The following is a 14727-nucleotide window of genomic DNA, read 5'->3' as shown; positions in this document are numbered from 1 at the left end:
ATCTAGTAATATTATTTTCATGTGATTTTATATAGATATATTAATTTTGAGCGTAAAGATAGCATGACAGATTTTGAATTTATAGACTTATTTGGAAAAACTTTAAATATTGTTAACGACCAGATCAATGATCTTTTAAATTATGATGTAGATGTAGATACAGACCTAAATGGATTAATTCTGAACATAAAATTTGATAACTGTGATCATATAGTAATAACAGGACAAGTTTATCTACAGGAGCTTTGGTTAGCAACAATCAAAAACGGAGGTTTCCATTATTGTTATAATAATTTTAAATGGAAAGATAAAAGAGGAGATAAGGATTTTGATATAAAATTATCTGAAATTTGTTCCAACATTATTGGCAGGAATTTTGTAGTTAAATTATAAGTTTTATAAAGTTAACTTATTAATCTTTTGTTTTTTTAATGATATTGGATTTTTAGACAAGATTTCAGTGATTTCTTTGCCTGGAGGAAATTCTTTAAAATAGAAATTATTTTTATCAATCAAGATTCCTTCTGGCATAACAGGATTTTTATCTTCTGACACATTTTTCAATATTTTGTTCATGTAATCTATCCACATTGGCATGGCTAATCTTCCTCCTGTTTCATTTAACCCCAATGATTTAGGTAAATCAAATCCCATCCATGCTGTTGCTACTAATTGTTGGTTATATCCAGAAAACCATGCGTCTATTGCATCATTGGTAGTTCCTGTTTTTCCAGCAATATCATTGCGTTTTAGTAATTTATTCGTTCTAGAAGCAGTGCCATATGTAGCTACTCCTTTCAACATGTCATTCATAATATAAGCAGTTCTAGGGTCAATGCTTTGATTGCTTTTATCTGGCTCTATCGGTAAATGTTGCATAATAATTTGTCCAGAGCTATCTGTAACTTTTTCTATTAGATATGGTGATATTAAATGTCCGCCATTGGCAAATGTGGAAAAAGCAGTAGTTAATTGTAATGGAGTGACCAGTCCTGTTCCTAAGGCTAGTGATAAAACAGCAGGGTGACGATTTTTGTCAAAACCAAATTTTGTTAGGTATTCTTGCGCATAATTAGGGCCTATATAATCTAATATTCTTATTGATACCATATTTTTAGATTTATAAAGACCTTGGCGCATTGTGAGAACTTCTTCATAGCGATGTCCATAATTTTTTGGGTTCCATGCTTTTGAACCAGTTTGTTCAGCTGTTAGTTCAAATGGCATATCAGAAATTTTAGTATTGGGAGTCAATCCTTTTTCCAAACTAGCTGCGTATATAAAAGGTTTTATGCTAGATCCAGGTTGTCTCCAAGCTTGTATAGCTCTATTAAAATTATCTTTGTAAAAATCTGAGCCACCTATAAGAGAAAGAATTGCTCCATTTTTAGGAGATATTGAGATAAAAGCTGCTTGTACTGATGGTAAGTTAATAATTTTTTTTATGTTGTTTTCTTGATGCAATACATATATCAATGAACCTACCTTTATTCTTTTATTATGATCTAGTGTTTTAGTTAAGCTGATAGCTTTTTTATCATTTATCTTGGCAATCTCATGATTTCTATTTATCAATGTAATTTCTTCGTCATTTATTCCTATAACTACGCATGCTACTAGTTCTTTATGGTCTTGATATAAGTCAAATATTTCAAATAGTTTTTCTTTAAAAGATTTTTGTTTAATTTCTATGTCATTTTCATCTGGTAGTTTGATGGCAAATTGTGCTTCAGGACCATTATATCTTGATTGTAGAGTATATTTTATGACAGCAGTTCTTACAGCATTATATGCTGCTATTTGATCAAACGACCTTATAGTCGTATATACATTAAGTCCTTTGGAGTATAATTGTTCTTTGTATACCTTGAACAGTAGTTGTCTTACGGTTTCTGCTATATGATCGCTATAATTCTTATAATCTGTTAATTTATTTCCTGTTTGTTTTATGTGTATATTTTGAGTAATTGCTTGTTGATGTTCTGACTCAGAAATATAACCAAGCGATAACATTCTATCAAGAATATATTTTTTTCTTATTTGCGCTCTTGTTATGTTTGCTATAGGGTTATATATTGAGGGTGCTTTTGGTATACCTGCCAATAAAGCAGCTTCTGCTGTAGTTATTTTAGATAGTGGTTTTTCTAGATATGTTAGTGAAGCGGTTTCAAAACCATAGGCATGATGTCCTAGGTATATTTGGTTCATATATAGTTCTAGGATTTGATTTTTTGTTAATTCTTTTTCTATTTTTAGAGTTAATAATAACTCATATAATTTGCGAGAATATGTCTTTTCTGAAGAAAGATAAAAATTTCTAGCAACTTGCATTGTTATGGTGCTAGCTCCTTGAGTTTTCGACATGTTACGTAAGTTAATAAAGCTAGCTCTAATTATTCCTTGCCAGTTTATCCCCTTATGTTGGTAGAAATGATTGTCTTCGGCTGCTAATATTGCTAGCTTCATTTGATCAGGTATTTCATCAAAACGTAATAATTTTCTTCGTTCTTCTCCAAACTCTCCAATTAAGACATTGTCTGCGCTATAGATTCTTAATGGAATAGGTGGTTTATAATCTATCATTACATTTAGATTTGGTAATTTAGGCCATGTAAAAATTGATATAATACAAAAAAGTATTATTAAACATAGTAAGAAATAGGCTGTTATAATCAATGATTTTGATAATAATCTTGATGATAATTTTTTATTGTTCATTATATTTAATTGATATACTAATTGTTTCAAAGTTAATTTTAAAAATTCTAAAATCTAAATAGAGTATTTGCTTAAACATGGATATATCTAAAAAATCTCAAGCTAATTACATAAAGAGTACATCATTTGATGAGTCTCATCAAAATATTGATAAGGATTATGTTACATCAAAACAGTTGTGTGATAAAACGCCTATTTTTCTAGTTGGAATGATGGGGGCAGGAAAAAGTACGATTGGCAGGAGTTTAGCCCAGTATATGGAGAGAAAATTTGTAGATTTGGATTGTGAAATAGAGGCGTCTTGTGGGGTTAAGATACCAGTTATTTTTGAAATAGAGGGAGAATCTGGATTCAGAAAAAGAGAGTCTGATTTTTTGCAAAAATACTCACTAGATGAGAAAATAGTATTAGCTACTGGTGGAGGAGCTATATTATCACCACATAATAGACAAATTTTGAAATCCAGAGGAATCGTCATATATTTAAAAGCAGAATTAGATGTTCTATTTAAAAGAACAAGTTCTGATCATAATCGTCCATTGCTTGCTACTAAAGATCCTTATTTAAAATTGCAAAGTTTGCTTAAATTACGTGAGCCTATGTATCATGAGATTGCAGATATAATTATAGATACTAGTTTTTATAACGTTAATGATATAGCCAAGGAATTAATTTTTATCTTAAAGAAAAATGAGAAATTGATATGAAAGTTGTTAATGTTGATGTACCTAGTGCTTCTTATCCTATTAATATTGGACAAGGTCGTTTAGATCACTTAGATATGGCTATTCCATCAGATGCCACGTCTGTAGTTATAGTAACTAATCCAAAAGTTGCAGGCCTATATTTGTCTAGAGTGAAAGTTTCTTTGCAAAAAACTGGTTTGCCAATTTTTGTAATTGAGTTGCCAGATGGTGAGATCTATAAAAGTTGGGAGAGTTTGAACAAAATTTTTGATATTCTTCTAATTAATAAAATAGATCGTCAATCTGTTTTGCTTGCACTAGGAGGTGGGGTTATTGGGGATATAACTGGCTTTGCTGCATCGGTCTATATGAGAGGCATTAGGTTTATTCAGGTCCCGACAACTTTATTGGCTCAAGTAGATTCCTCCGTTGGAGGGAAAACAGCCATAAATCATCCATTAGGCAAAAATATGATAGGATCATTTTACCAACCTAATTCTGTAGAAGTTGATGTAGATGTTCTTGATACCCTTGATCTTAGAGAGGTTTCAGCAGGATTATCAGAGGTTATAAAGTATGGATTAATCTTAGATTCAAATTTTTGGGAATGGTGTGAAAATAACATCCAAGATTTGTTATCTTTGAAAAAGAGCTCCATAGAGTATGCTATAAAACGTTCTTGTGAGTTAAAAGCATATGTTGTTGGTAAAGATGAAAAAGAATCAGGTTTACGTGCTATTCTTAATTTAGGACATACTTTTGGTCATGCTATAGAATCTGGTTTAGGTTATGGTAAATGGCTTCATGGTGAAGCTGTAGGATGTGGTTTGATTCAGGCAATAGTGTTATCTTCTTTAGTATTTGATTTGGATAAAACTGTGCTAAACCGTGTTAAATTGTTGGTATCTAAAATAGGATGTCCAGTTATTGCACCTGATTTTGGTTTTGATAAATGGATTGATCTCATGCTGGTTGATAAAAAAAATACACAGGGAAATATTAGATTCGTTTTGATAGATAGAATAGGGCATGCTTTGATCAAACAAGTTTCTGAGAATGAAATAAGAACAACTTTAGAAAAAACAATAAAATAAATGACAAGCATTCTAATGCCTTATGCATGTAAACCTGAAGAATCAAAAGGTCGTTTATATCCTGAAAATAATCAAAGATCTTTAAATAGAAACAATTTCCAAAGAGATCGAGATCGAATCATCCATTCGAAGGCTTTTAGGAAATTGGATTCTAAAACTCAGGTTTTTATTAATATTGATTCTAGCAGTTGTTTTCGTACACGTTTAACACATAGTTTGGAGGTTTCTCAAATTGCGAGGACTATTGCTAGGAGTATGTCACTTTCGGAAGATTTATCAGAAGCTATAGCTTTAGCACATGATCTAGGGCATGCTCCTTTTGGACATGCTGGACAAGAGGAAATAAATTTATCCATCAAGAACTTGAATATGAATATAGGTGCGTTTGAGCATAATTTACAAGGGCTAAGAATAGTTGATGTTTTGGAAAATAGATATATTAATTTTAATGGCTTAAATCTATGTTTTGAGACTCGAGAAGGAATATTGAAACATTGCAGTAAACAAGATGCTAAAAAATTAGGGGATATTGGAGCTAGATTTATTGATGGTACTAATCCATCCTTAGAGGCACAATTAGTAGATTATGCTGATGAGATAGCTTATAACACACATGATATCGATGATGGCTTGAATTATGGTTTAATAGAGTTAAAAGATCTGAAAGATCTATACATTTTTGGTAAATGTTTTTATGATATCAAGCACTTACATTGCGAGTTTGATGAAAAAATTTTAATTTTAGAAACTATTAGAAGTTTAATTAATGTTTTAGTGACTGATCTTATTAGTAATTCAACTAAAATTATTAAACAAATTAATCCAAAAAATGTTTATGATGTAAGAGTTAAATGCAATATGATAAGATTTTCTGAACCAATAGAAAATTATTTGAATGAAATAAAGAGTTTTTTATACTTAAAATTATATAGAAATGATGTGGTTTTAGATGCTGCTGCAAGAGGTAGGCATATAATTAAAACATTGTTTGAAATATATATGAATGATCCTAGATTATTGCCAAAAGAAAGTTTATGCCGTTATTCTGATCATATACATCAACAGATTGTAGATTATATCTCTAGTATGACAGATCGTGATGCAATATCTTGTTTCAAATCTTTTAATAGATAATCTTTCTTAAACATTAAATATGACTAACAATTTATCATAATAGGTATTCGGCAGTATATCCTTTTTTTGATAGAGATATTTTTTTTGGTGTTCCTTGATTTATTATCTTAGTTCCAGTATCACTATCATGATCAGACTCTAAGTCTATTATCCAGTGTGAATTTTTTATAATATCTAAATTGTGTTCAACAATAAGAATGGTATCTCCTTTATCAAGTAACTTGTACAGGATATTCAGTAATATATCGATATCTTTGAAATGTAAACCTAGTGTTGGTTCATCTAGAACATATAAAGTAGGATCGTTGCTTTTCTTAGCTAATTCTGTAGCTATCTTGAGTCTTTGTAATTCTCCTCCGGATAATGTAGCAAGGCTTTGTCCAATGCATATATATGATAGGCCAACTTCTATTATAGATTGTAATTTTTTTGCTATATTAGGTAAAGCCTTAAAAATATCCATGGCTTTCTCTACTGTAAGTTCTAGAATTTCAGCAATATTTAAGTTTTTATAGGTTATATCTAGTGTTTCATGATTGTAACGTGTCCCATTACAATCGTTGCATTTTAATTGCATGTTAGGCAAAAAGTACATATCTATTTTTTTTATGCCATTACCATTACATTCTTCACATCTGCCGCCTTTAATGTTAAAACTAAATCTGCTAGGTTTATATCCCCTCACTCTGGCTTCAGTTGTTTGTGCAAATAATTCCCTAATGTTTGTTAGAAAATCACAATAAGTAGCTATATTACTATTAGAGATCGTTCCAATATTATTTTGGTCTACGTATATTATTCTGTTAAAATTATTTATGCCGCTGAATTTGAAGTTTTTATAATAGAAAATATCATTTCTGTTATTAGTGTTTTTTAGAAAAGCAGGAAGTAGTATATTATTTACTAGGTTTGATTTGCCTGAGCCAGAAATTCCTGTTATGCAAGTTATGTAGCCATGAGGTATCTTTATTTCCATTGCTTTCTTGGAATTGTTTATAGTTTCTATTTGAATCCAAGATGTAAATTTATTGATATTATTGTTTATTTCATATTTAGCAAATCTATTTTCCTTTAAAAAATAACCGGTAATTGATTTCTGGTTATTTATGATATCCTCTAGCTTTCCTTCTGCTATAATTTCACCCCCATCAATGCCAGCTCCTGGTCCTATTTCTATTATCCAATCAGCTTTTTTGATTATAGTCTCATCATGTTCTACTATTATTATGCTATTACCTAGTTCTCTTAGTTTTTCTAAAATTTTTATGATGTATACCATATCTTTTTTATGTAAACCAGCAGATGGTTCATCTAGTACATATGTAATACCAGTAAGATTAGAGCAAATTAAACCTGATAACATTATGCGTTGAGCTTCACCTCTAGAGGTTTTATTTATGTTTCTGTTTAGCGATAGGTAACCTAGTCCAGATCCTTCTAAAAACGATAACTTATTTATTATTGAGGGTATAATTTGTTTGACTATCTTTTTATCTGAATTATTGTATTTTATTGTTTTGACCCATTTAATGCATTCTGATATTTTTAATGATTCGACCTCATCTATTGATAAAATAGTCTCTGATTCTTTGCTAACACATGATTTTATTTTTATATTCCGTGCCTCTATACAAATTTTTGATCCTTTGCATTCAGGACATTCTTTTATATTGCAATAATCTTTAAGTTTTGTTGAGCATATGTTATTTTTTTCTATGAATTTTTCTAGACAATTAATAACACCAGAAAATATATTTTCTTCACAATGATTATTATAAATATTTTCTCCCCATATAATTATGGATTGTATTTTCTTTGGTAATTCTTTGAAGATGGATTTTGAATCAAAATTATATTTATGTGCTAAATTTTCTAGTTCTGTTATCAAACCTTTGTCAAAAATATTAATTGCTCCATTTATTAGGCTTAATTCTGGATTAATCAATAATGTAGGATCTATATATTTAATATTGCCAGTGCCTTTGCAAGTTTTGCATGCACCAATATTACTATTGTGGCTGAATAAGCTAGGTTCTATTGTTTTTATTTGGTATTTGCATATTTGACATTCTATGATATTGGAAAAAAAGAATTCTTTATTATCATGAATTGTTTCTAGAATTATATGACCACTTCCTATTTTTAAAGCTGTTTCAATACTTGAAATTAAACGATTTTTATTTTCATCTTTGATTGTTAATCGATCTACAACTAACTCTATTGTATTAGAAAGAAGTTCTTTTCCTATATTTTGAATTTTTTCTATTTCTGTGATTTGCTTATTAATTCTTAGTCGTAAATAACCTTGTTTTTGTAACGTTGTAATTGCTGATTCTACATTATTAATATTTAGTGGGGCCAGAATTATGATTTTAGTCCCTATGTTTAACGAAAATGCCCATTCTGTAATTTCTTTGGCATTATAAGACCGAAGGATTGTCTTATGTTGAGGACATATTGCAAATCCAATTTTTGCGAATAATAATCTTAAATGATTACTTATTTCAGATATGGTTCCTATAGTTGATCTTGAACTTTGTAAAGATAACTTTTGTTTTAATGAGATAGAAGGAGATAGCCCTTCTATCTCATCTATATCAGGATTTGGTAGTGAATTATTGAGTTGTCTTGTATATGAAGAAAGACATTCTAAATATTTTTTCTGGCTTTCTGCATATATTGTATCGAAAACTAACGAAGATTTACCTGATCCTGACACACCTGTAATAACTACAATTTTATTACGTGGTATATTCAAAGATATATTTTTTAAATTGTGAGCTCTAGCTCCTTTTATTATGATTTTATTCATGTAATAAAAATTTTTATAATCAATGTAGTTATATCAGAAGTATTTTAGTTAATTATTTTTTAATTTAATTCTTGGTGAATAATGAGTTTAAAGTATTTGTTTACTGATATACAATCTATTTTTATGATTAATAATATTTGATAGGTATTGTATGGCTTCAGTTAATAAAGTAATAATAGTTGGAAATTTAGGAAGAGATCCAGAAGTTCGTTATACGCCAGAGGGATCTGCTATTTGTAATATGTCTGTTGCAACCACTTCACAATGGAAGGATAGGAATAGTGGAGAACGTCGTGAAGAAACAGAGTGGCATCGTGTGGTTTTATATAATCGTTTAGCGGAAATTGCTGGTGAATTTTTAAAAAAAGGCAGACCAGTTTATCTAGAAGGGCGATTAAAAACAAGGAAATGGCAAGATAAAGATACTGGTTCTGATAGGTATAGCACTGAAATTATTGTTGATCAAATGCAAATGTTAGGTTCTAAAGATTCTGTCAATGATTCTCACGGAACTATAGAGGCAAATAATGCATATAAAGGAAAATCACAACAAAATACTTCAATTGCAAGTAAAGAATTCAATGACTTATCAGATATGGACGATGATATTCCATTCTAGATTTTTGGAAAAGTTTATATTTATTTTTCGGAGTTTTTATAGAAATGTCTGCACAAATTTTAAGAAAAAATATTATTTTTATCAAAAATTGTAAAAGAAAACAAAAGATTGTAGCGTTATCTGCTTATACTTCATCGATAGCTAGTATTATTGATAAACATGTTGATTTAATATTAGTTGGAGATTCTTTAGGTATGGTTATATACGGATTCCCTAATACTTTATCTGTTACATTGGATATGATGATAGCTCATGGTTCAGCTGTAGTAAGGTCTACAAAACTTGCTTGTACAGTAGTAGACATGCCATTTGGTAGTTATCAGGCATCTAAATCGCAAGCATTTAAAAATGCATCTAAAATTTTGTCAGAAACAGGTGCTCAAGCAGTAAAAATAGAGGGTGGTTCTGAAATGGCTGAAACAGTTAGTTTTCTAACTAATAGAGGTATTCCTGTTATGGGCCATATTGGCTTAATGCCACAGCAATTTAATACTGTAGGTGGTTTTAAAGCATTAAAATCAGAGGATCATGTGTTTAAAAAGATTCTTGAAGATGCTACTTTGTTAGAGTCAGCTGGAGCATTTGCCATAGTTTTAGAATGTGTATCAGAAGTAATTGGGGAAAGCATATCAAATAAATTAGATATACCTATAGTAGGAATAGGTGCCTCACCTTCTTGTGATGGGCAAATACTAGTAGTAGATGATATTCTTGGAATGCAGAAAAATTTTTCTCCAAAATTCGTTAAAAAATACGCTAATATGGAAGAGCAAATTTCACAAGCAGTTGAAAAATATTCACTAGAAGTTAAGGAAGGTATATTCCCTGCAAAAGAGTATTGCTTTTCTTAGGGTTAAGTAATTATCTTATAGATTATTGTTTGAATAAATTTATGAATATAGTATATTTTTATTAGAAGACATATATATTTTAGAATTAGTGTAGACAACTTATATAAAGATATTTTATAAATACATAGCCATATTTTTGTATTAAGTAGTAATGTGTTAAGAGGGAATGATGTCAATCACAATCATTTCAATTATTAAAAACGATTGTGGTCGGCATCATATATTATGGAATTATAAATTCTCTTTGATTAACTGTCCTAGTAATGAGATTCCTTGCACTATTTTTTCTTCTGGAACTGTTGCGAAACTTAATCTCATGGTGCAATTTTCTTCTGGAGAAGGGGCAATGAAGAATGGTTTTCCTGTGACGAAAGCTATATTTCTGACAATTGCTTTTTCTAGTAATTTAGTACTATCTATATGTTTTGGTAAAGTGATCCACAGGAACATACCACCTTCTGGCTTAGTCCATTGTATTCCTGCTGGGAATTCTTTTTCTAGTGCTTTTAGCATGCATTGTACTTGAGTACGATATATATCCCTTACATTAGGCAGATGTTTTTGTAAAAAACCATCTTTAATTACTTCATAAACAGCCATTTGTGTGAGTGTTGGAGTATGTAAGTCTGAAGCTTGTTTTGCTTGTACAAGTTTTCTAATTATTGGAACAGGAGCTATTACATAGCCTAATCTTAAGCCTGGTGCTAAAACTTTAGAAAAAGTACCAAGTCTAATTACTGTTCCTCCTGTTTCCTTTGATAAAGATAGTAGGCTTGGTTGTGGTGTGCCTTTATATCTTAGTTCACCGTAAGGATCATCTTCGATTATCGGAATATTTAAATTGGCCATTAATTTAACTAATTCTTTCCGTCTTTCAAGACTTAATGTACGTCCTGTTGGGTTTTGAAAATTTGGTAGGGCGTATAAAAAACGTGCATTTGAAGCTGTCTCTTTATCTATATGTTCTGGGATTAATCCACCATCATCTGTTGGAACAGGTATGTATTTAGGTTGGTATAGACCAAAAGACTGCAGTGCTCCTAAATAACTTGGGTTTTCAACTAATATTTTGTCACCTTCGTTTATGAGGATTTTTCCTAATAAATCAAGAGCTTGTTGAGATCCAGATACTATAAGTATTTGATCAATATTAATTTCAGAGCCAGATGCATTCATTTCATCTGCTATCCATTGTCTTAAAGGGGTATATCCTTCAGTAGTGCCATATTGTAAGGCAACCTTACCATTTTCTGTTAAAACTTTGTTAAATGCATCCTTAACTATTTCTATTGGGAATCCTTCAGGAGATGGTAGTCCTCCAGCAAAAGAGATTATTTCTTTTTTTTCTGTTACTTTCAAAATTTCTCTTATTGCAGAGCTGGTTAATTTAATAGCTCTATCAGCAAAGTGAAATTCAGGTTTCATTATATTTGCCACAAAAATCCTCCTGTTTATTTATAAAATTTTTTATTATTAACAAATTATATCTTGGAAGTGGTGTTTAAAAGTTATTGCTTTTAATAAAGATAATATCATTAATATAAGATATATTTATTATTGTTTTTTTGTAAAAATAAAACAATTATTTTTGGGTAAATGGATGTTATTTTTTATAAATTACAAAATTTTTTTATTTTGCTAAATTATATTTAAGGCAATAGTAAGTACCTTTTTAAAGCAAGCTATTGTTTTTAATTGTACAAAACAACAGGTTTGCAAAAGCCAATTTGATATTAATTTGTTCTGATTTGAGTTATTAATAACCTCAAGATGATATATTAATATAAAACTATTTTGTAACTATGATTAATTTTTTAACATTCCTTGTCATATGTCAATCGTCATAAGATAAATATTATAAATATTGTCAATATTTATAATATTTTTGGTTTTTTATTGTAAATTTATATAGATCATATTTTTGTATCAAACCTGTGTTTTGCAAATTATTTTTTATTTATCATGAGGTTTTTATGCCTATTTACACCTATAAATGTACGACATGTGGCTATGTCAATGATGTTTTGCAAAAAGTGCACGATGACCCTATTAAAAAGTGCCCAGATTGTAGTAGCAGTTCATATTTTAAGCAAGTTACAGCTTCTAGTTTTCAGTTAAAAGGAAGTGGTTGGTATGTTACTGATTTTAGAGATAGTAAAAACAACAATTCTGAAAAGAAGCAAGTAACAAAGTCTGAAAAAGCAAATGATAATAAAAGTACTTCAGACTCATCTAGTAATTAATCGGTTATTTGCAAATGGATGTTTTTAATGTTAAAAAAATATTTTATTACGGGTTTATTAATTTGGGTACCATTGGTTATTACTTTATGGGTGCTAAATTTATTGTTTAGTATTCTAGAGGCATTTGTACCTAAATTCTTATCTTCACAATCACTATTTGGGTGTAATATACCAGGATTTCAATTGATATTAGTGTTTCTAGTGATTTGGATTACTGGTTTATTGGCGGCTAATTTGATTGGACGAACTATCTTGAAGTACTGGGAGTTAATCTTGGGACGCATTCCGTTGGTGCGTTCTATATATAATTCAGTGAAACAAGCTAGTGACACCATTTTGTCTTCGGAAAGCCAGTCATTTAGGAAGGCTGTTTTGATCCAATATCCTAGAGAGTCTTGTTGGACGATAGCTTTTCTGACTGGGGTTCCTAAGGATTCGTTGTTATCTGGATTGCCTGGTAAATATGTCAGTGTTTATGTACCTACAACACCGAATCCTACATCAGGTTATTTCTTGATTGTTAATGAGAAGGAAATAATACCTCTGAATATAACTGTTGATAATGCTTTGAAATATATTGTATCTATGGGAGTGGTTAGTCCTATAGATTAATTATTTAAGTCAATGTAAATATAAAATGGAGTTTTTGTAATGCGTAACTGCTATGTTGGTCAGGTTTCTAATAAGTTTCTTGGTCAGAATATTGTGTTATATGGTTGGGTTCATCGGCGTCGTGATCATGGAGGGGTAATCTTTATAGATTTGCGAGATCATACAGGATTAATGCAAATAGTTTTTGATCCCAAGAATGATTGTTTTTCTTTAGCAGAAACACTACGTAACGAATATTGTATTAGTATAGAGGGTGTTGTCCGATTTCGACCTGATGGAACAAAAAATACAGATTTATTATCAGGTGATATAGAAATTGTTTGTGGTAAATTAGAAATTTTTAACCAAGCGAAATCATTGCCTTTTAATTTAGATGATACTAACTTATCAGAAACAACAAGACTTTCTAATAGAGTTTTAGATTTGCGAAGACCTGTTATGCAAACTAATCTAAGAACTAGGTATTATGTTTCTAAGTTAGTCAGAAAATTCTTAGATGATTCTGGATTTATAGAGATTGAAACTCCTATTTTAACAAAGAGTACTCCAGAAGGAGCACGTGATTACTTAGTACCTTCACGTGTTCATGATGGTCATTTTTTTGCATTACCACAATCACCGCAATTATTTAAACAAATGTTGATGGTTTCTGGATTTGATAGGTATTATCAAATTACTAGGTGTTTTCGTGATGAAGATTTACGATCTGATCGTCAGCCTGAATTTACCCAAATTGATTGTGAGTTATCATTTATAAATGAGGAAGAAATTCGTTCTCTTTTTGAAAAAATGATCAGAGATGTATTTAAATATTTAAAGAACATTGATTTACCTGATCCATTTCCAGTGATTTCATGGGAAGAAGCTTTGAATTCTTATGGTTCAGATAAGCCTGATCTTCGTATTAATTTGAAGTTAACAAATATTACCGATATTGTTAAAAATGTTGATTTTAAAATATTTTCTTCTGTTGCTTCAGATCCTAATGGTAGAGTTGTTGCTCTAAGAGTTCCTGGTGGTGCATCCATTTCTAGGAATGATATTGATAATTATACTAAATTTGTTGCTATATATGGAGCACGTGGGTTGGCTTATATCAAGATTACCAATCTTGATGATGGACGTGATGGTATGCAATCACCTATCATAAAAAATATCTCTGATAGTGCTCTTAATCTATTAATAGAAAGAATTGGAGCTAAAGATGGTGATATTATCTTTTTTGGCGCTGATAAAAGCAAGATTGTATATGATGCACTCGGAGCTTTGCGATTAAAAATAGGAAATAGCGAATTTGGTAAGGATAATGGGTTATTTGTTAATGACTGGAAACCACTTTGGGTTGTAGACTTTCCTATGTTTGAATATGATGAGCATGATAAACGTTATGTGGCTATACATCATCCGTTTACAAGTCCTAAAGATGGTCATGATGTTTTCCTAGAAGAAGGATCTTATAATAAAGTAGTTTCTAAAGCATATGATATGGTCTTAAATGGATGGGAAATAGGAGGTGGATCTATTCGTATTCACAAAGAGGAGATACAAAAGAAAGTATTTAAAGCGCTAAATTTTACAGAAGAAACAGCTAAAGCTAGATTTGGTTTTTTATTAGATGCTTTGCAATATGGGGCTCCTCCTCATGGAGGTATCGCATTTGGTTTAGATCGATTAGTTGCTATATTAACTTCTTCAGAGTCTATTAGGGATGTTATTGCTTTTCCAAAGACACAAAGAGCCCAGTGTTTGCTAACACATGCTCCTTCATCAATAGAAGATAAGCAGCTAGAAGAATTGCATATTAGTATTAATTGTGATAAATAAGTTATGAACTATATGTAATAAGTACATTTTATGAAATCATCTTGGTTGTTAAAAATATTGGTTATTAGAAATAATATCAGCATTAAATCCAACCAGATGATAGTTATGTAGAAGTATATTGATTGGTTTATTCT

General features: G+C 30.3%; 12 protein-coding genes. 9 read left to right on the top strand and 3 right to left on the bottom strand.

Annotation, left to right across the window (positions count from 1 at the left end):
- The first annotated feature begins 63 nt into the window (after nucleotides 1-63).
- Complete coding sequence (cyaY, locus tag CKCE_RS02740) at nucleotides 64-393, top strand: iron donor protein CyaY (RefSeq protein WP_015389196.1); 330 nt, start codon at nucleotides 64-66, stop codon at nucleotides 391-393.
- A gap of 3 nt (nucleotides 394-396) precedes the next feature.
- Here cyaY and CKCE_RS02735 read toward each other — a convergent pair whose 3' ends face one another.
- Nucleotides 397-2718, bottom strand: coding sequence for a penicillin-binding protein 1A (locus tag CKCE_RS02735; RefSeq protein ID WP_015238798.1), 2322 nt, complete (start codon nucleotides 2716-2718; stop codon nucleotides 397-399).
- Nucleotides 2719-2795: 77 nt separating this feature from the next.
- Between CKCE_RS02735 and CKCE_RS02730 the strand changes: the two genes are divergently transcribed.
- The 3 genes from CKCE_RS02730 to CKCE_RS02720 are packed head-to-tail and all read left to right on the top strand — an operon-like array spanning nucleotide 2796 to nucleotide 5632.
- Complete coding sequence (locus CKCE_RS02730; protein WP_015238797.1) at nucleotides 2796-3425, top strand: shikimate kinase; 630 nt, start codon at nucleotides 2796-2798, stop codon at nucleotides 3423-3425.
- Nucleotides 3422-4498: a 3-dehydroquinate synthase gene (aroB, locus tag CKCE_RS02725; protein ID WP_015238796.1), complete on the top strand. Its 1077-nt coding sequence runs from the start codon at nucleotides 3422-3424 to the stop codon at nucleotides 4496-4498. The genes CKCE_RS02730 and aroB overlap by 4 nt, the downstream gene beginning before the upstream one ends.
- Nucleotides 4499-5632 carry a deoxyguanosinetriphosphate triphosphohydrolase gene (locus CKCE_RS02720; protein WP_015238795.1) on the top strand — a complete coding sequence of 378 codons (1134 nt, stop codon included), beginning with the start codon at nucleotides 4499-4501 and terminating at the stop codon, nucleotides 5630-5632.
- Between the two features lie 34 nt (nucleotides 5633-5666).
- On the opposite strand, the gene uvrA is transcribed toward CKCE_RS02720, so the two are convergent.
- Nucleotides 5667-8444, bottom strand: coding sequence for an excinuclease ABC subunit UvrA (uvrA, locus tag CKCE_RS02715; RefSeq protein WP_015238794.1), 2778 nt, complete (start codon nucleotides 8442-8444; stop codon nucleotides 5667-5669).
- 151 nt (nucleotides 8445-8595) lie between these two features.
- Here uvrA and ssb point away from each other — a divergent pair, with 151 nt between their 5' ends.
- Nucleotides 8596-9063: a single-stranded DNA-binding protein gene (gene ssb / locus CKCE_RS02710; protein ID WP_015238793.1), complete on the top strand. Its 468-nt coding sequence runs from the start codon at nucleotides 8596-8598 to the stop codon at nucleotides 9061-9063.
- A gap of 44 nt (nucleotides 9064-9107) precedes the next feature.
- Nucleotides 9108-9914, top strand: a complete 807-nt coding sequence (panB, locus tag CKCE_RS02705) for a 3-methyl-2-oxobutanoate hydroxymethyltransferase (RefSeq protein WP_015238792.1) — start codon at nucleotides 9108-9110, stop codon at nucleotides 9912-9914.
- A gap of 231 nt (nucleotides 9915-10145) precedes the next feature.
- On the opposite strand, the gene CKCE_RS02700 is transcribed toward panB, so the two are convergent.
- Nucleotides 10146-11339, bottom strand: a complete 1194-nt coding sequence (locus tag CKCE_RS02700; RefSeq protein WP_015238791.1) for an aminotransferase-like domain-containing protein — start codon at nucleotides 11337-11339, stop codon at nucleotides 10146-10148.
- 548 nt (nucleotides 11340-11887) lie between these two features.
- Between CKCE_RS02700 and CKCE_RS02695 the strand changes: the two genes are divergently transcribed.
- From CKCE_RS02695 to aspS, 3 genes are read left to right on the top strand one after another with little or no spacing between them, the layout of a single operon-like run.
- A complete protein-coding gene (locus CKCE_RS02695; RefSeq protein WP_015389194.1) occupies nucleotides 11888-12157 on the top strand; it encodes an FmdB family zinc ribbon protein in 270 nt (89 codons plus the stop codon).
- A 27-nt stretch (nucleotides 12158-12184) separates the two neighbouring features.
- A complete protein-coding gene (locus tag CKCE_RS02690; RefSeq protein WP_041572056.1) occupies nucleotides 12185-12769 on the top strand; it encodes a DUF502 domain-containing protein in 585 nt (194 codons plus the stop codon).
- A gap of 39 nt (nucleotides 12770-12808) precedes the next feature.
- Nucleotides 12809-14593 (top strand): aspartate--tRNA ligase, encoded by a 1785-nt coding sequence (gene aspS, locus CKCE_RS02685; protein ID WP_015238788.1) that lies wholly within the window; start codon nucleotides 12809-12811, stop codon nucleotides 14591-14593.
- Nucleotides 14594-14727: the final 134 nt, after the last annotated feature.

Source organism: Candidatus Kinetoplastibacterium crithidii (ex Angomonas deanei ATCC 30255), from assembly GCF_000319225.1.
Taxonomy (GTDB): Bacteria; Pseudomonadota; Gammaproteobacteria; order Burkholderiales; family Burkholderiaceae_B; genus Kinetoplastidibacterium; species Kinetoplastidibacterium crithidii_B.
Note: the sequence above shows the minus strand (reverse complement) of the source record. Positions and strands in the feature narration are given on the sequence as shown.